Source organism: Actinomyces sp. oral taxon 849 str. F0330 (genome assembly GCF_000239715.1).
Classification (GTDB): domain Bacteria; phylum Actinomycetota; class Actinomycetes; order Actinomycetales; family Actinomycetaceae; genus Actinomyces; species Actinomyces johnsonii.
In genome coordinates, this window is sequence record NZ_JH470359.1 from 50,660 (window position 1) to 67,421 (window position 16,762).

A 16,762-nucleotide genomic window follows, 5' to 3' on the forward strand; every position below is an offset into this window, starting at 1 on the left:
GCAAATGTCAGCGCTGCGGCATCGTTGGCCGACGAGTGAACCACTTGGACTTAGTGAAGTTGGCCACGTTGGAGGTGTGGTCACCGATGGTCGAGTTTCCGGAGGATCCCCAGCCGCCGAACGGCGCGCCGATCTGATAATCGACGGTGGGTTCATTCACGTGCACGATCCCGCAGGATATCCTTGCCCCCAACTGCGCACCGTGGTCCACGTCTGCGCAAAGGACGCTGGCGACCAGCCCCGGCCCCTGCTCGTTGACCAGGGTCACCACGTCCTGGTCGTCGCTGAATGGTGCCACCACCGCCACCGGGCCGAAGATCTCCTCCTGCCAGGCTGGAGACTTTCTCGTTGAGTCGATCAGAACCGTTGGTTGGTAACACAATCCCGAAGTCGTACCACCCCACACCAGTTCAGAGCCGGTGGCGATGCTGCGACGAACCAGGTCATCAACTTGGGCCAGCTGCCGAGCGTTGATCAGAGGACCCAGATCATTCTTGGGATCGGCTGGATCGCCGACCTGCAGTCGGCTTGCGTAGTTGGTAAGGGCCTGCACGTATGCCTCGATGCGACTCTCGTGGACCAGATGACGTCCGGTTGACATACAGACTTGGCCCTGATGATAAAAACTGCCGAAACCGCCGCATGTAGCCGCCAGTTCAATGTCGGCATCTTGTAGAACCACCAGCGCGTTGTTGCCGCCCAACTCGAGTAGCGTGGGCGTCAGCCGACGGGCTGCAACTTCGGCTATCCATTGTCCGACAGCGGTAGAACCGGTGAAGGTGACCTGTCCGACGCGGGGATCGGCGACGAGTGCCTCGCCGATCTCAGCATCGCCGGGTATCACACTCAGCACCCCGGGTGGCAACCCGGTGGCCTCGAACATCCCGGCCAGCCATAGTCCGCCGCTGATCGTGGCGTAAGGATGGGGCTTGAGGACCACGGCGTTTCCGAGCGCGAGAGCGGGGGCGATCGCCCGGATTGCCAAGTGGGCGGGGAAGTTGAATGGGGCGATGACCGCAACGATACCGATCGGAACCCGGTGGGTGGTGGATTGGCGCTTGCCACCAGGCAGGGGGCGATCAAGATTCAGCTTGGCCAGTTCTGCGGCTTCCCGAAGCTCGGCGGTCACGAGGTCAACCTCGAGTTGGGCCTTGGCCACCGACGAACCGGTCTCGTGAATCAGCCACGCAACCAGCTCATCCCTGTTTGCACTCACATTATCTGCTGCAGCCGAGAGAACGGTGATCCGTTCCTGCCGGACTGCCGCCCACTCCCGTTGAGCCGCAAGTGATGCCGCCAGCGCCTGGTCAACCTCGCGGGTCGAGCACATCCCCACCACAGCGAGTCGGCGTCCGGAGAACGGGCTGGTGACCGCCAGTTCACCGGTGACCGATTGCCAACCAGCCACGAACACCGAGCGGGTCCAGCATGGATCGGGCTGGGGGACCGGAACATACTGTCTCATAGTTGGTTTGGCGCGCCGGAGATGGCTGGGGCGAGAACGACAGGCTTGATCACCAGTCCCGTTGCCTGGTCGGCTAGCGCCTCGGATAGTCGATCCGACGGGTATACCTGTACCAGTCTGTCGAGGGGGAAGCTGCCATCTTGGCAGAGGTTGGCAAGTCGACCGATGGTGCGGTTGATATCGCCAGCTCCCAGCACCCCCTGAACTCGTTTGCCCCAGACGAGTCGGTTGTGATCCAAGGATATGTTGGTGCCCGCGCGAGACCCCCCAATGAGCGCGCATACCCCGCGCGAGCCAACGGCGGCGGCAGCGGCCTCGGCGAGCTGTGGGTTGCCAGTGCATTCGACCACCGCATCGGGACGGCGTCCAAGTTGATTGCGGAGCAAATTGGGCAGCTCGGCAGGGTCTTCAATCGCGAGCGGATCGGCCCCGAGCTGTGCTGCCAGTTGGAGTTTGCCGGGCTTACGGTCGGCGGCTACCACGTGCGCACCGGCCATTTTGGCGGCCACGATCGCGGCGCTACCAACCGCACCGACACCCAAAACTACGACATTTGCTCCCGGCTGTGGCTCGATCACGTCGTCGACCGCGTGGAACGCGGTCGAGAATCCGCATCCGAGCGGCGCCAGTTTGGCCAGTGGGAGTCGTCGGTCGATTGGCACCAGGCTGCTCGCCGCGACGACGGTGTGGCTCGCGAGAGAGGACTGGCCGAAAAAATGGCCGCCGAGGTGCTTTCCGTCCGGGAAACGGTAGGCCCCGTGGCCATTCAGAGGACCGAAGACGCGGACGCCCGCCTCAGTGGCCTGTCTAGTCTGCTCGCAGTATGAGGTTGCCCGGGCCAAACAGGCAGGGCAGCTACCACAGCGGGCCCAGCCGAGCACGACGTGCTCGCCCGGGTGCAGATCACTGACGCCTGGGCCCACCTCTTCGACGACCCCAGAGCCCTCATGTCCGATTACGCCGGGCAGCGCGAAATGACGGGTGCCATCGATTACCCGTCGATCAGTGCCGCAGATGCCGCTCGCAGCGAGCCTGACGAGGACTTCCCCAGGTCCGGGCGGGTCAAGTTCAACGATCTGCCAGGTAAGATCTGCTCTGCCGTGGGTGACTGCGGCCATTATCAACACTGCGGGTTCCCTCCTCGTGGTTACCATCGATTATTCAGCAGGTCTGGTCCAACGCAATCCCTGTCGTCTTGCCACATGCCAAATTGCAGATTGATCGCGAACTCCGATCGTATAGCTCACAGGGTAACCGTGAGAGCGTTCGTGGTCAGTCCCCTAACTCAGTAGTGTTCCCGGTTGAGCACCGATACGGGAACAGTAGTCATCAAGCCATATGCCAGGCATAGCAGCATGGCCGACATACAACGACGTGCAGCTCACCTGTCCTGCGCTCAAGCCTCGAGCGCGTTGCTTGATCACCCGACCATGTCGTCGAACATCGTAGTGATGTCCGGCACATATTTCAGCTACGCGCCGTCTCTGCATCCGCCACTGGTATCTTCCGCTGATCCGGGCTCGGCGAGCCCGCTGCCGGGTCTGCTCTTGTTCGGCGCACATCGCCTAGATCCGTCGGGTTGCGTCATTGATGGGCAAGCTGTGGAGTTCGTCTGCTTCGGTGCAGGTCGCGTTGGCTCGCGAGTGGGCGTTACGGTGCGGATTGGGGGTACATCCGTACTGGTGAACGTGCGTGTTCTCGGTCTCGGACTCAAGTGTCAAGAGCATCAGGTGCTCGCTACCATAACGCTCGCCTACTGTGGCTCGTTCGGCACCTGCGGCTTCGAAACTTGGTCGGTACCGCTCGCACGGGGGTGGCCTCTGCTCAACGTCTTGCGGCTTGTATGGTCCATTCGGGTAGTGCTTCAGGTGTCCAGTGCGGGGCTGCCTCCCATGCATCGTGAACGTGTGCTCTGATGACTGCTGCTCGTTCATTCGTGGCGCGGCTCGTCACGTGCCTTGTGTCGCCCGAACTGGGTCGTTCCGCGTTTTGAGGCGCTTCTCCGGTTGACCCGCGACTCCGGCCCCGCCGTCGCCCGCCTCGGCTCGGTCTTCGCCTGAGTCCTGAACGAGCGGAGCCATCGAGGACGTATCGATGGCGTGTGGCCGGGCTTCTTCGTGGTTCAGGTTCAGTAGCGGGTGGTCGACGGAGGATTCGCAGTTTCCTACAACAGTGCAGTGATCTCTCTCACATGCGATCGGTGCTGATCGGCAGAACTGCGCGGATTTGTGCGGATCTCTGGATGTCTGACATGTTGTGGTCGTCGACTGGTGTGATGCTTATGCGACTTTTGTCTGCGGTGACGGCGATCCGGTGCGTACTCTGGAACAGAAACTGACCGCATAGACTGTTAACTGGAGAAGCATCTTGCCGCAGCATGATCGGATGAGGCGTCGGAACTTTCTGATGGGCGGTCTCGCCTTGGCTGCCTCGAGCACGCTTTTACCTGAGGCAATGCAGCTCACGGCCCATGCCTCTCCCGTCTTCCCAGCAGCGCCGGCCGCCGGTCCTCCCTCGGCGCCGTCAGAGGTGCTGTCGGATATGCAGGACCCGCGTGCCTGGGTCCACTCCTCCGAGGCCGGGTCCATACGGCCGGACACCTCCACCCACTCCCACGGGACCCAGTCGCTGGAAGTCACCACCACCGGTGACCCCGATCGCCCCACCAGCGCCGACCTGGCACTCTCGGGCATCGATATGACCGACTGCCAGTGGGATCTGTGGCTCCGCGCCGAGGACTACCGACAGGTCGCGAGCATCCTGCTCGAGCTCGGCGGGGAAGGCGAGGACTGTCTGCGCCTGGACGTTACTCCCGACATGCGAACGCTGCGCACCGGTACCTGGTGCCGGGTGACCGTCAACCGGGCCGCCGAGCGCGCCGTCGTCGGTCGCCCCCAGTTAGATCGGGTGACCAGGGTGCGCCTGAAGGTTGTCCCCGCCTCCGACTCGGCACCGAGCCGGCTGTGGCTCGGCTACCTGGCGACCCTACCCTCGGCCGACAGCGGTATCGTCTCCATCTCCTTCGACGACGGCTACGACAGCGACTACGACACGGCCCGGGGCATCATGCAGGGGTACGGCATCCCCGCGGCAACCTCCTACGTCATCGCCGACAAGGTCGGGCTGCCGGGCCGTATGAGCGCCGACCAGCTCGCTGAGATGCGAGAGGTTCACGGCTGGGACATCGCCGCCCACGCCTCCACCGACCTCACCACGCTCGACGAGGCGGGGATGCGCAAGGAGTTCGAGACGATCAGGTCCTTCCTCCTCGAGCACGGATACCCCGAGGGTGCTGCCCACTTCGCCCTGCCCATGGGGCGGTACAACGACCTCGTGCTGCGCACCTCCCAGAGCTACTTCGACTCACTGCGCACTATCGACGTCGCCCCGGAGACCCTCGCGCCGGGGGACCCGTACCGGCTCCGCGTCTTCTACTGCGGCTCCTACACCACCGAGTCTCAGGTTGAGCGGGCCCTGGCTCGGTGTCAGGAGCACCGCTGCTGGACCCACATGGTCTTCCACCGCGTTGACAAGGATCTTGACAACGCTCCCGAGTCGGTGAAGGCGGCCAGCTTCAAGCGGTTCATGAAGCAGGTGGCGGACTCCGGCCTGCCCGTCAAGACGGTTCCTGAGGTCATGCGCAGCCAGCCGCTCGCCCCCGCCCCGGACTGAGGCACCGCCGCACTCGCTCCGAATAAGTCCTTCGACACGGAAAGACTGACGCTTGTCCTGGTCATTCGGATTCTTCGTCATGCTCGTCTGCCTTCTCATCCTTCTGGCCTGCGGGACGGTCAAGGCGTTGTTCAAGCGCGGGATGCGGCTCAGGGCGGTACGGGGCCGCGGCAAGGGCCGCGGCGGGGTGGTCACTGTGCGCGCTCCGGTGACGACGACGGATGAGGCTCAGCGGTCGGCCGATGCGACCGGGCTGCCCCGGGCGCTCACAGGGGCCAGCGGGCCCCTACCCGCCATCCTGGTAGTCCTCGGCGTGGTGGGGTGGTTGTGCTGGCGCGTGCTGGTGAGCCGTCACCATGTTCTGGATACGTGGGTCGTATGGACCTTCGATGTCCTCTTCGTGATCGTCGCCGTGCAGCTGGTGCTGGCCGGCTTCGAAGGGCGCATGATCGGTGGCGGCGAGGTGTATCGGGTCGCCGTGCTCGTTCCGCTCTACAACGAGGATCCTGACGTCGTGATTCAGATGCTCTCCGCCCTGTTGAATCAGAGCTCTCCGCCAGCCGAGATCCACGTCGTCGACGACGGCTCCACCCAGGGTGCCTATCTGGAAGAGCGGGACTGGTTCATCCGTCAGGCGGCGGTGGCCCGCATCTACGCCACATGGCAACGGACTCCCAATGAGGGCAAGCGTCATGCTCAGATCCATGGCTTCAGGAAGATTCGCGACGCCGACCTGTTCGTGACCGTCGACTCCGACTCCATGCTCGACGCCGAGGCCCTCCATGAGATCGTCCAGCCCTTCAGCGATTCGCGGGTCATGTCGGTCGCAGGCGTCATCCTGGCGATCAACAACCGGGAGAATCTGCTGGCACGTGTGACCGACGTGATCTTCGTCGGACAGCAGCTCGTCGACCGCTCCTTCATGTCGAAGCTCGGCTCGGTGATGGTCAACTCCGGTGGCCTGGCCGCCTACCGGTGCTCCATCCTGGCTGAGAACATCGATACCTACATGAATGAGAACTTCCTGGGGCGGCATGTGGAGTTCTCGGACGACTCCATGCTGACCCTCTTCGCGCTGCTGCACGGCAGGACCGTCCAGCAACCCTCGGCTTTCGCCTTCGCATGGATGCCCGACCGGTGGAGCCACCATTACCGGCAGCAGGAGCGTTGGTTCCGCGGCTCCTTCATTCGCGGGCTCTGGCGCATCCGCTTCCTGCCGGTTCTCTCCTGGGGGTGGTGGCGGCAGGCAACCGGTTGGATGCAGATCTGGCTAGTGATCTCGGTCTTCGTCTACCTGGTGCTCTGGCGTCCGCTTGTGGTCGGTCACGGTATTCCCCCGACGGTGCTGCTGGTGCCTCTTGCGATCGGGCTGGCGCAGGGTTCGCGGTACATCACCGTGTGGCGCTCGGACACCACCGTCTCTGAGAGATGCGCCAGCCTCATCCTGTCTCCGGTGGCGACGCTCTGGTCCGCGCTGATCCTGCGCCCTCTGCGGGTCTGGGGGATGATCACCAGCGGCAAAATGGGGTGGAACACTCGTCAGCAGGTCGAGGTCACGTCGCAGTGAGTCGACCGGCGGCCTCGCGATCAGGAAGTCTCCCTGTCCGGCGCGCCGGCTATGGAGGCCTGGCGATAGAAGTCCGCGAGGTGGTGGGTGCCCGTCGTCGGGGCCACGCAGTCGCGCATCATGTTCCAGGACATGAACTGGGCGACGTCGGCCAGGCGCGGGCTGAACAGCGCCGTCAGCCTCAGCGCCGGTGGCAGCATCCAGGTGGGCACCGCGGCGATGTGTGGTCGTGTGCCGACGGCGCGGAACGCCAGCTGGGCCACCTGTCGCCAGGTGAGCACATCCGGCCCGCCGATGTCCCACGTGCCGGAAGCCCCCTTCTCCATTCGGTCAACGACGTAGGCCGCCAGGTCCGCCCCGTGGATCGGGTTGATCCGCGCTGTCGGGCTCAGCGCCGTCACCAGGCCGCGCCTGGCCATCGCCAGCACCTCCATCATGTCGGAGAAGTAGGCCGGCGGATTGATGATTTGAGAACTGATCTCTGCCACCGAGAGTGTCTGCGCGAATGCCGACTTCGCTCGTGTCAGCCGGGCGGGGCAGCGATCGCCGCCCAGGGTATTGATGTAGGTGAAGGATTCGGCGTGCTTCAGCGCCGAGTTCAGGATCGCCAGGTTGGCGAGGTTGTCGATCTGCCACGGGTCGGCCTTCTGGCGGGTCACCCCCAGAGCCGAGACAACATGCTCGACGTCGGCTGCGAGATCCCGGGTGAAGCGAGGATCGGTGACGCTCCCGAGAGCCCACTCGTCCACCAGGCCGTCCAATGACGGCGAGCCCCAGGGCCCCTCCCTGCAGGCGCGATCCCGGTCCCGCGCCACGGCCCGAACGAGGTGTCCGCGGCTGTGAAGCTCGGCGACCACGTACCGGCCGAGGTACCCGGTCGCCCCGGCGACAAGAACGCTCGCCATCTCGCATTCCTCCTGAACCTCGTTGTAGCAGTGAACGGTGGGTAACAGTCATAGTAGTCATTTGTGGACAATACTGTCCACAAACACGGGGTGCTGTTGGTTCCTGCGGCAGTGGTCAGGCGGGGAAGGGGCGCTATGGCGCCCCGAACAGGCGCGTCAGGAGGGTGTGCGCCAGCTCGCGAGCATCTGCACCCTTGCCGGCCTGCGAGGCCAACCACCGATCGAGTGTGACGGCAACGCTCCACACCAGCTCGACATACAAGTCCTCGGGAATGTCCAAGTCGAGTACGCCCTGCTCGCGACCCGTGTGCACGATCTGCTGGCACCAGGCTCGGGCGGACCTCTCGAAATCGGCGCGTGAGGCGCTCGGTGGAGCGTCCCGCATGTGGAAGAGCGTCGCGATTGTCGCCACGTCCTCGTTGTCGCCGGCCGCCGCCAGCTCGTCGAAGAAGGTGAAGATCTCGGGCCAGAAGGACTCGGTGGTCAGCGCTGCAGGATCGGGTGGGCTCACCCGCTCGGCGAGCAGGGTCAGCCCGTCGGAGAAAGCCGCGTCGAAGAGCGCTGCCTTGTCGGTGAAGAAGTAGTAGAAGGAGCTGCGAGGGAACTGCGCGGCGGAGAGGATGTCGCTCAACGCGGTGCCGTTGTACCCGCGGAGCGCAAACATCGTGCGCGCCGTCCGCATCAAGCGACGACGTCGGGTCGGGTCGATCGGCTTGCGCGGCCTGGCCATCTCTCACCTCGCAGGTTGCCGGCGGCTCGTCCTTGAGCCGTCAGGGTACTCGCCCGGGCGGTCGTCAGTCCGGCCACTGCCCCTTGCCGGCGGGCAGGCCGACGGCGGCCAGCAGGCCCGGAAAGCGCTGCTCGATGACGTTGTCGCGCCGGGTAATGCGCCGGTGCTTGCCCTCGCGCTCGGTATGCATGAGCCCCGACTCGCGCAGCACCCGGAAGTGGTGCGACATCGTGGACTTGACGACGTCGTAGCTCAGGTCCCCGCAGTACAGGGCGCCTTCATCGGCGATCCGGCGCAGGACGTCGCGGCGGATGGGGTCTGACAGGGCGCCCAGGATCGCGTCCAGGGAGATGTCGCCCGCCTCGGGGTGGAAGAGCTCCCTGTCCTTCACGGTTCGTCCCTGCCTCTCTGTCTCGATCTTCGCCCCCGGCGCGCACCGGACGGGGGTTGACAGAAGGAATCGTCTCCTACAATTCTTAGTACGTCAAACATCGAACTAAGGAGATTTGAGATGACTGAAAAGACTCGTGGCTCATCGCCCGTGTCCGTGGATGGCGAGAGGACGTCGCCGACGGGTGTCCGCGTCTCGACCATGGGGTGGCTGTCCTTCTTCACCATGTTCGCCATCGGGACCGACACCTTCCTCGTCGCGCCCCTGCTGCCCCTGCTCCGGCGCGAGCTCGACGTCCCCCTGTCCCGGGCAGGCTGGCTGGTCTCGGCCTACGCCCTGGGGTACGCGCTGTTCGCCCTCGTGGCCGGCCCCGTCTCGGACCGCCACGACCGACGCCGAGTCATCCTCTCCGGCCTGGCGGCCTTCGTTGTCTTCACCTGCGCGTGCGGCCTGGCCTGGAGCTTCTGGAGTATGGTTGCCGCCCGCTTCCTGGCCGGCGTGAGTGCCGCATTCGTCAGCTCCCAGATCTGGGCCTCCATCCCGGTGACGGTGCCCCGGCCGTCCGTCATCAAGGTCATGGGCTATGCGACCGCGGGACTGGCGGTTGCGCAGGTTGCCGGCGTGCCGATCGGCTCCTACCTGTCGATCAGAGGCTGGCAGCTGCCGTTCCTCGTGGTCGCGGCGGTCAGCGTCATCCTGTGGGGACTCCTCTTCCTCTCGTTCCCCCATGTGCGGCCGGTGGGGGAGCCTGCTGACGTCGTTGGCTCCTACCACAGGGTCCTCGGCTCGCGGGTGCTGAGGTGGTCCCTCCTCGCCTACCTCGTGTTCCAGACCGGCAACTACGCCTCGTTCTCCTTCATCGGCTCCTGGCTGGCCAAGGACTTCGGTGCCTCGCAGACCGCTATCGGGAAGGCCATGATGATGATCGGTCTGGGAACGGCGCTGGGCTCGCTCCTCGGTCCACGGGTCGTTGCAAGGATCGGTGAGTGGCGGTCGCTGTGGGGCGGCATCCTCATCCAGGGCGCCTTCTACCTCCTGGCCGCTGCGATGCCGCTCATCGTGACCACCATGTGGGGCGCCGTTGTCGCCTTCGCCGCGGCCCTGGTCGTGGCCGGCTTCCTCCTGCCTGTCCTCATGGGGCAGCTGCAGGCCCACGCCGGCCAAGCCCGAGGAACCGTCTCCTCGCTATCCAACACGGCGATGTACCTGGGTGCCACGATCGCCGGCGCCATCGGCGGCGACCTTCTCACCCGGCTCTCCGGTTTCTGGGGCCCCAGTCTCATGACTGCTTTTGCCTTCCTCCTGGCCGTCGCCCTGTACAGGATCGCCGGCGCCCTGGCTTCCGAGTGACTCGGGTGCCTGTCGTGTACAAAGGACGGCAACACTCCCGATCCTGGGCGCCATAGGGGGTCCAGGCGGGTGGCCGACCACGGACAGGTCGACAAGCTCGATCAGAGAGAATCAAGGGAGAAGCATGTCTCAGCTGACCGTAGCCGTACTCGGTACCGGAATTATGGGCTCGGCGATGGCTCGCAACATCGCCGGCGCCGGCCACGCCGTGCGCGCCTGGAACCGCACGATCTCGCGTGCCCAGCCCCTGGCCGACGACGGCATCGAGATCGCCCCCACCGCCACCGCCGCCGTCGAGGGGGCCGACGTCGTCATCACCATGCTCTTCGACGGCTCCGCCGTCGCCGAGGTCATGCGCGAGGCCGCTCCCGCCATGCGCCCCGGCGCCGCCTGGCTGCAGATGACTACCGTTGGCCCTGATGATGTGGCAGGCCTGGCCGCCATCGCGGAGTCCGCCGGGGTCCTCTTCTACGACTCGCCCGTCTCCGGGACCCGCCAGCCCGCCGAGTCCGGCACCCTTGTCATCATGACCGCCGGCCCTGCCTCCGGCCGTGAGCTGGTTACTCCGGTCCTGGACGCCGTCGGGTTGCGCACTGTGTGGACCGGCGAGGACGGTGCCGCCGCCACCTCGACCCGCCTCAAGCTGGTCGTCAACTCCTGGGTCATCGCCGTGTCCAATGCCGCCGGCGAGATCGTCACCCTGGCGAAGGCGATCGGTGTGCCCCCGGCCCAGTTCTTCGAGGTGCTCGACGGCGGTGTCTTGGACCTGCCCTTCCTGCGCGTCAAGGCCGACCTCGTTGAACGGGGCGCCCTGAGTCCGGCCAACTTCGCCGTCGACACCTCCGGCAAGGACGCCCACCTCATCCTCGACCTCGCCCGCGAAGCCGGCTTGAGGCTCGATGGCATGGAGGCCTTCTCCGCCCGGCTCGACCGTGTCGCCGAGGCCGGCCACGCCCACGAGGACATGGCCGCCTCCTACCTGGCTGGGTTCTCGACCTCGACCAAAACCTCATAAGGGACGCGGCCCCGGGTCAGGGGGTCCAACGTTGGTGGGTGAGGGGGGTGAGCCGCTTTGATGGGGGTGGTGTGTCGCTGGGGTGGGGGCGTGGGCCCCGTGGGGACGGTAAGTGGTGCTTAATCAATCCCTTTGCCGCGCTGATGCCAGCCTCCACCACGAACGCCTTGTCGCGCCAGCCCTTGATCCAGGTTCTTAGGAGCATCACCAACCCACGCAACAGACGCGGTGTGCGCCTTGACCTGCCCACGGTGTTGTCCCTGGCCGTGACCGGGGTGCTGGCCGGATGTCGCAGCCTGACGGCGATATGGGAGCACGCCATCGACCTGACCGCCTCTGACCTGCGGTCCCTGGGGGTGGAGCCGGGGCCGGGCCCTGCCCTCGGTAGTCATCCATCCGCCGGGTCCTGCAGGACCTGGACCCCGCACATGAAGTTTTGGTTGTTGTGGAGTCAAAGAGAGTGGGTGGGTGTGTCCGCACCCCGGTCCCAGCGTCGGCGAGCGGCCGCAATGCTCTCACGATTGTCCGTTGCCCAGTCGACGAGCTGACGAAGAACGACCGTGAGGGACTCTCCGGTTCCAGTCAACGCGTACTCGACCTGCGGTGGGGAGGTGTCCAGGACCGTCCGGCTGATGAGTCCGTCCCGCTGGAGTCGACGCAGGGTGACTGTGAGCATGCGTTGGGAGATGCCCTCGACTGAGCGCAGCAGCTGCCCGAACCTGCGCCGGCCGTGCAGGCGCAGCTGAATGATGACGAGAACCGACCAGGTGTCCCCGATCCGGTCGAGGACATCGCGCAGGCCGCAGACGTTGCTGTCGGGCTCGCAGTCGCCTTCCTGTGAGGAGGTCCCATTGACGGTTACTCTCGTGTGCCTATCGGCCATGAAGATGCCTTCTTGTCGCGTTCATCGGTTCGCCATACTGTCGACTCGAGTAGTTACTAATAGTAACCAAGGAGGAGTGGAGCAACATGCCCGACAAGGCGAGTGAAGTGATTGGCATCATCGGGTCCGGGCCCATTGGGCAGGGGCTGGCGACATTGTGGGCGCAGGCCGGCTACACGGTTCAGCTCGGTGCGCGGTCGCCGGAGTCGGCGAGGCGTGTGAGTGCTCCCCCGAGCGTGCGCGTCGTCAGCTTTGAGGAGGCCGCCCGTCACAAGGTGGTGGTCCTGGCAGTCAAGCACAGTGCTGCGCAGGACGTGGTAGATCGTCTCGCGCCGCTCCTCAAGGGGGCGATGGTCTTCGACGTGATGAACGCCGCTGGTATGCAGGAGGGGCGGATCGTCTCCACGCTACCGGATAGACGCACTGAAGGGCAGTGGATGGCCGAGATGCTGCCGGACTCAGTGGTTGTGCGCGCCTTCTCCCATATTCAGGAGGAGCTGCTCGTGTCGCGAGCAGGTAGGAACCCCGGAGTCTGGGCGGTCGGATATGCCACCGATGCTCTTGAGGAACGACCGCGGATCGAAAGCCTCCTCGAGGCTACCGGCTATGTGCCTGTATTTGTTGGGACGCTCGCAGAATCATCATTGCTCGATCCTGGCGGATCAGTATTCCCCCACCTGTTCACGGCCGGTGATCTCCAACGTCTTGCCGCCGTGCATCGACTGCCTCGGATGCTGGAGCGATTCAACGCGGGTGACATGAGTGAGGTGCTCCATGACAAGGTTCAGTGGAGCTTCCCCTACGGTCCCACGCTCGGGGTGCAGGAGACCTTCGTCGGGAAGGAGACGGTTGCGGGTCACCTGAGGAGAGTGCGCGACTCCGGTGTACGCATCTCTGGCGTGTACATCGAGCTCGAGACCCCGCACGGTGCCGTGGTGCACGCCGAGGGAGTGTTCCCGACTGCTCAAGGGCCAGCCACCAGCGAGATCGTCAGCGTCGTCACCATGAAGGACGGGCTCATCGGCGAGGTTCGCGAGTACTGGGACACCGCAGCGATCAAGGGGTGAGTCCCAGGATCGGGGCAGGTACGGCCGAACGGATCAGTGCCTGCCCCGAGCCACGACGCCTGCTCTGTACTGACGAGAATGAACCATTAACAATCGTTTTCGGACAGAGTGCTACTCTCGCCCCGGAATCATCCCGACATCGAGAGATCTCACCATGTCCACAACAACCTCAAGCGGCTCCGCTGCGGCGAAGCCGTCCAGCGCCGGCTCCGGCCAGGTCAAGGAGCTGACGATCCGCGGCGTCCTCATCGGCGGCGTCATCACGCTCGTCTTCACCGCAGCGAACGTCTACCTCGGCCTCAAGGTGGGGCTCACCTTCGCCACCTCGATCCCGGCCGCCGTCATCTCCATGGCGATCCTGCGCCGCTTCTCCGATCACACGATCCAGGAGAACAACATCGTCCAGACGATCGCCTCGGCCGCCGGGACGCTGTCCGCCATCATCTTCGTGCTGCCCGGACTCATCATCGTGGGCTGGTGGACCGGATTCCCCTACCTCCAGACGGTCCTCGTCATCATCCTGGGCGGCATCCTCGGTGTCACCTACTCGATCCCGTTGCGGCGCGCGCTCGTGACCAACTCCGACCTGCCCTACCCCGAGGGTGTGGCCGGCGCCGAGGTCCTGCGCGTGGGCGACACCAGCGAGGGCGGCGAGGAGTCCAGCCGCGGACTGGGCGTCATCGTGCGAGGCTCCATCGCCTCGGCCGCCCTGTACTTCCTCAACGCCCTCAAGGCCATCAGCGTCGATATCTCCGGGGTCTTCCGGGTCGGCGCCGGTGCCACCATGATGAGCACCTCCCTGTCCCTGGCCCTGGCCGGTGTGGGCCACCTGGTCGGCATCGGTGTCGGCATCGCCATGATCGTCGGCCTGCTCATCTCTTACGGCGTGCTGCTTCCGGTGCGCACCTGGGGCGGTGCCGCCTCCGCCCCAGACCTCGCGGACTTCGTGAGCACCACCTTCGCCAGTGAGGTGCGCATCGTGGGCGCCGGGGCCATCGCCATCGCCGCCATCTGGACCTTCCTGAAGATCCTGGGCCCCATCGTCTCCGGCATCCGCGAATCCCTGGCCTCCAGTGCCAAGCGCGACGCTGGCGAGGAGATCCCCCTGACTGAGCGCGACCTGTCGATGAAGACGGTCATCGGTGTCACCGTCGGCTCCATGCTGCCCATCGGTGTGCTCCTGTGGCTCTTCCTGCACGGGACCCCCATGGCCCACCACACGGTCGGACTCATCATCGCCTCCATCCTGTTCATTCTGCTGACCGGCCTGGTCGTCGCCTCGGTCTGCGGCTACATGGCCGGCCTCATCGGCTCTTCCAACTCGCCGATCTCCGGCGTCGGCATCCTCGTGGCCGTCTCCGCGGCGGCGCTCGTGCGCACCATCGCCAGTGGCTCCTCGTCCAACGACGTGCGCACCCTGGTGGCTTACACCCTGTTCGTCACCGCCGTCGTCTTCGGCGTGGCCACCATCTCCAACGACAACCTCCAGGACCTCAAGACCGGCCAGCTCGTCGACTCCACCCCGTGGAAGCAGCAGGTGGCCCTCGTCATCGGTGTCGTCTTCGGCGCCATCGTCATCCCGCCGGTCCTCAGCCTCATGCAGGGGGCCTTCGGCTTCGCCGGCGCCCCGGGCGCCGGTGCCGACGCTCTGGCCGCGCCCCAGGCGAACCTCATCAAGCATCTCGTTCAGGGCGTCCTCGGCGGCGACCTCAACTGGAGCCTACTGGGGCTGGGCGCCCTCATTGGCGCCGTCATCATCGCCATCGACGAGATCCTGCGGCGCAACAGCAAGTACTTCCTGCCGCCGCTCGCCGTCGGCATGGGCATGTACCTGCCCACCAGTGTCACCGTCATGATCCCGATCGGTGCTGCTTTGGGACACCTCTACGACCGCTGGGCTCAGCGCACCGCCAACCCCGAGCGGGCCAAGCGCATGGGCACGCTCATGGCCACCGGCCTCATCGTCGGTGAGAGCCTCGCCGGCGTCATCTATGCCGGTATAGTCGTGGCCTTCGGTGGCAAGGAGGACCCGCTGGCCATCATGCCCGAGGGTTTCGCCGGTGTCGCCCCCTGGGTGGGTGTGGTGCTGTTCGTCGCCACCCTGTGGTACCTCTACCGGGGCGCCCGCCAGGAGAGCACTCGCGATTGAGGCTGCCGGATCCCTCCGGAATCGGCGTCGATCTTTCTCCGACCGTCCTCGCGACCGCCGTCCCTGCACTAGGCTGGGCGGCGGCCGCGAGGACGCGTAGTACCAGGAGGACCTCATGACTTCGACAGCACCGACAACATCAGTGGCATGCGGGATCGACATCGGCGGGTCGGGCGTCAAGAGCGCCCTGGTCGACCTGACCACGGGCACGTTCATCGGCGAACGCGTCCGCATCGACACCCCCGAGGAGGCCACGCCTGAGGCAATCGCGAGGGTGTGCCGCCAGCTCCTCGAACAGCTTCAGGTGGGCGACGACGTCCCGGTCGGCGTGGCCCTGCCCGCTCCGATCGTCCACGGTACCGTCCCGTTCATGGCCAACCTCGACAAGTCCTGGACGGGCGTCAACCTCACCGAGCTCATGCGCGAGCACCTGGGTCGACCGGTCACCGGGCTCAACGACGCCGACGCCGCGGGCCTGGCTGAGGTTGCCTTCGGCGCCGCCAAAGACGTGCCCGGAACCATCATCGTCACCACCCTGGGCACCGGGATTGGCTCGGCCGTCATCGTCGACGGGACCCTGGTCCCCAATACCGAGCTCGGGCACCTGGAGATCGACGGGTACGACGCCGAGAGCCAGGCCTCCGCCGGCCAGCGCACCGCCCAGGACCTGTCCTGGAAGAAATGGGCCAAACGTCTCCAGCGCTACTACGCCCACGTGGAGATGCTCTTCTCCCCGGACCTGTTCGTCGTCGGCGGCGGAGTCTCCCGCAAACACGAGAAGTACCTGCCGCTGCTCGATCTCAAGACCCCGATCGTCCCGGCCCAGCTGCTCAACACGGCGGGCATCGTCGGGGCCGCCTACCAGGCCTCCCGCACACGCACCTCCTGAGCGCCCGCGTGGGTCGACCTCGTGCGGAGGCGGGTGTTTCATCCGGGACTGTCCATATGGACAGGCAATGCCGTGCTGTGGGAGGAGGCGACTGGTCGGTGAATTGATGACACTGGGTGCATGAGTGATACAGAGAAGATCAGTTCTGTCCGTTCTCAGGCAATCGAGGCTAGTGCAACAGGAGGGGCTGTCGGCACCCGGTTCTCTCGTCGTAGGTCGGTGGTGTGTCGGGTGTTGGCGGTGCCTTTGGTGGCGGCGATTGCGTTGGGGGCTGCTGGTGGGGCGGCGTCGGCGGCGCCGTCGAAGGGGGAGGCTGAGAGTCTGAAGTCCCGGGCCCAGGGGCTGGTGGATGCCGGTTACCCGGCGGCGCTGGCGGCGGTGACGGATAGCAAGGGTGAGTCGGCGGGGGTGGCTGTGGGCAAGGGCAGCCTGGAGACGGGTCAGGCCCCGCCGCTGGACGGTGAGGTCCGGATCGGGTCGAATACGAAGACCTTTGTGGCCGTGGTGGTCATGCAGATGGTTCAGGAGGGCAAGGTGGGGCTCGATGAGCCGATCGAGACCTATCTGCCGGGCCTGATCAAGGGCGAGGGCATCGACGCCTCGAAGATCACTGTGCGCCAGCTCCTGCAGCACACCAGCGGACTGCCTGAGTACACCGACTATTACTTCTCCAGCAACC

At 65.4% G+C, this 16,762-nt stretch carries 14 protein-coding genes; 8 read left to right on the forward strand and 6 right to left on the reverse strand.

Annotated features, from left to right (window positions below; all coding sequences use genetic code 11):
• Nucleotides 1-7: 7 nt before the first annotated feature.
• Together HMPREF0975_RS12890 and HMPREF0975_RS17375 are read right to left on the reverse strand one after the other, a co-directional pair.
• Nucleotides 8-1,414 carry an aldehyde dehydrogenase family protein gene (locus HMPREF0975_RS12890; RefSeq protein WP_198009184.1) on the reverse strand — a complete coding sequence of 469 codons (1,407 nt, stop codon included), beginning with the start codon at nt 1,412-1,414 and terminating at the stop codon, nt 8-10.
• A gap of 47 nt (nt 1,415-1,461) precedes the next feature.
• Entirely contained in the window at nt 1,462-2,619 is a 1,158-nt protein-coding gene (locus HMPREF0975_RS17375; RefSeq protein ID WP_083840801.1) for an alcohol dehydrogenase catalytic domain-containing protein, read from the reverse strand.
• Between the two features lie 1,387 nt (nt 2,620-4,006).
• Here HMPREF0975_RS17375 and HMPREF0975_RS12900 point away from each other — a divergent pair.
• A complete protein-coding gene (locus HMPREF0975_RS12900; protein ID WP_232212542.1) occupies nt 4,007-5,137 on the forward strand; it encodes a polysaccharide deacetylase family protein in 1,131 nt (376 codons plus the stop codon).
• Between the two features lie 52 nt (nt 5,138-5,189).
• Nucleotides 5,190-6,704, forward strand: coding sequence for a glycosyltransferase family 2 protein (locus tag HMPREF0975_RS12905; protein WP_198009185.1), 1,515 nt, complete (start codon nt 5,190-5,192; stop codon nt 6,702-6,704).
• A 20-nt stretch (nt 6,705-6,724) separates the two neighbouring features.
• Here the strand turns inward: HMPREF0975_RS12905 and HMPREF0975_RS12910 are convergent, their stop codons facing one another.
• The 3 genes from HMPREF0975_RS12910 to HMPREF0975_RS12920 all read right to left on the reverse strand — a co-directional run bounded on the left by HMPREF0975_RS12910 (nt 6,725) and on the right by HMPREF0975_RS12920 (nt 8,730).
• A complete protein-coding gene (locus HMPREF0975_RS12910) occupies nt 6,725-7,609 on the reverse strand; it encodes an SDR family oxidoreductase (protein WP_009234640.1) in 885 nt (294 codons plus the stop codon).
• A gap of 133 nt (nt 7,610-7,742) precedes the next feature.
• The gene (locus tag HMPREF0975_RS12915; protein WP_009234641.1) at nt 7,743-8,339 is read right to left on the reverse strand and encodes a TetR/AcrR family transcriptional regulator; all 597 of its coding nucleotides are present in this window, start codon (nt 8,337-8,339) and stop codon (nt 7,743-7,745) included.
• A gap of 64 nt (nt 8,340-8,403) precedes the next feature.
• Nucleotides 8,404-8,730 (reverse strand): ArsR/SmtB family transcription factor, encoded by a 327-nt coding sequence (locus HMPREF0975_RS12920; protein ID WP_009234642.1) that lies wholly within the window; start codon nt 8,728-8,730, stop codon nt 8,404-8,406.
• A gap of 120 nt (nt 8,731-8,850) precedes the next feature.
• Between HMPREF0975_RS12920 and HMPREF0975_RS12925 the strand changes: the two genes are divergently transcribed.
• Nucleotides 8,851-10,080 carry an MFS transporter gene (locus HMPREF0975_RS12925; RefSeq protein ID WP_009234643.1) on the forward strand — a complete coding sequence of 410 codons (1,230 nt, stop codon included), beginning with the start codon at nt 8,851-8,853 and terminating at the stop codon, nt 10,078-10,080.
• Entirely contained in the window at nt 10,022-11,095 is a 1,074-nt protein-coding gene (locus HMPREF0975_RS12930; protein ID WP_269528432.1) for an NAD(P)-dependent oxidoreductase, read from the forward strand. Before HMPREF0975_RS12925 ends, HMPREF0975_RS12930 begins: the two co-directional genes overlap by 59 nt.
• Nucleotides 11,096-11,546: 451 nt before the next feature.
• Here HMPREF0975_RS12930 and HMPREF0975_RS12935 read toward each other — a convergent pair whose 3' ends face one another.
• Complete coding sequence (locus tag HMPREF0975_RS12935; protein WP_009234646.1) at nt 11,547-11,978, reverse strand: winged helix-turn-helix transcriptional regulator; 432 nt, start codon at nt 11,976-11,978, stop codon at nt 11,547-11,549.
• Nucleotides 11,979-12,064: 86 nt separating this feature from the next.
• Here HMPREF0975_RS12935 and HMPREF0975_RS12940 point away from each other — a divergent pair, with 86 nt between their 5' ends.
• The 4 genes from HMPREF0975_RS12940 to HMPREF0975_RS12955 form a co-directional block, all read left to right on the forward strand.
• Nucleotides 12,065-13,045 (forward strand): NAD(P)-binding domain-containing protein, encoded by a 981-nt coding sequence (locus tag HMPREF0975_RS12940; RefSeq protein ID WP_009234647.1) that lies wholly within the window; start codon nt 12,065-12,067, stop codon nt 13,043-13,045.
• A 154-nt stretch (nt 13,046-13,199) separates the two neighbouring features.
• Nucleotides 13,200-15,194, forward strand: coding sequence for an OPT family oligopeptide transporter (locus HMPREF0975_RS12945; RefSeq protein WP_009234648.1), 1,995 nt, complete (start codon nt 13,200-13,202; stop codon nt 15,192-15,194).
• 115 nt (nt 15,195-15,309) lie between these two features.
• Nucleotides 15,310-16,083, forward strand: coding sequence for a polyphosphate--glucose phosphotransferase (gene ppgK, locus HMPREF0975_RS12950; protein WP_009234649.1), 774 nt, complete (start codon nt 15,310-15,312; stop codon nt 16,081-16,083).
• Between the two features lie 120 nt (nt 16,084-16,203).
• Nucleotides 16,204-16,762 (forward strand): serine hydrolase (locus tag HMPREF0975_RS12955; protein ID WP_232212544.1); only part of this gene is annotated, 559 nt, incomplete at its 3' end.

What these genes read in the sequence shown, in the direction of transcription:
- HMPREF0975_RS17375 (WP_083840801.1), bottom strand. Translation starts at nt 2,619, where the DNA reads ATGGTAACCACGAGGAGGGAACCCGCAGTGTTGATAATGGCCGCAGTC.
- HMPREF0975_RS12900 (WP_232212542.1), top strand. Translation starts at nt 4,007, where the DNA reads ATGCAGGACCCGCGTGCCTGGGTCCACTCCTCCGAGGCCGGGTCCATA.
- HMPREF0975_RS12910 (WP_009234640.1), bottom strand. Translation starts at nt 7,609, where the DNA reads ATGGCGAGCGTTCTTGTCGCCGGGGCGACCGGGTACCTCGGCCGGTAC.
- HMPREF0975_RS12915 (WP_009234641.1), bottom strand. Translation starts at nt 8,339, where the DNA reads ATGGCCAGGCCGCGCAAGCCGATCGACCCGACCCGACGTCGTCGCTTG.
- HMPREF0975_RS12925 (WP_009234643.1), top strand. Translation starts at nt 8,851, where the DNA reads ATGACTGAAAAGACTCGTGGCTCATCGCCCGTGTCCGTGGATGGCGAG.
- HMPREF0975_RS12935 (WP_009234646.1), bottom strand. Translation starts at nt 11,978, where the DNA reads ATGGCCGATAGGCACACGAGAGTAACCGTCAATGGGACCTCCTCACAG.
- HMPREF0975_RS12940 (WP_009234647.1), top strand. Translation starts at nt 12,065, where the DNA reads ATGCCCGACAAGGCGAGTGAAGTGATTGGCATCATCGGGTCCGGGCCC.
- HMPREF0975_RS12945 (WP_009234648.1), top strand. Translation starts at nt 13,200, where the DNA reads ATGTCCACAACAACCTCAAGCGGCTCCGCTGCGGCGAAGCCGTCCAGC.
- ppgK (WP_009234649.1), top strand. Translation starts at nt 15,310, where the DNA reads ATGACTTCGACAGCACCGACAACATCAGTGGCATGCGGGATCGACATC.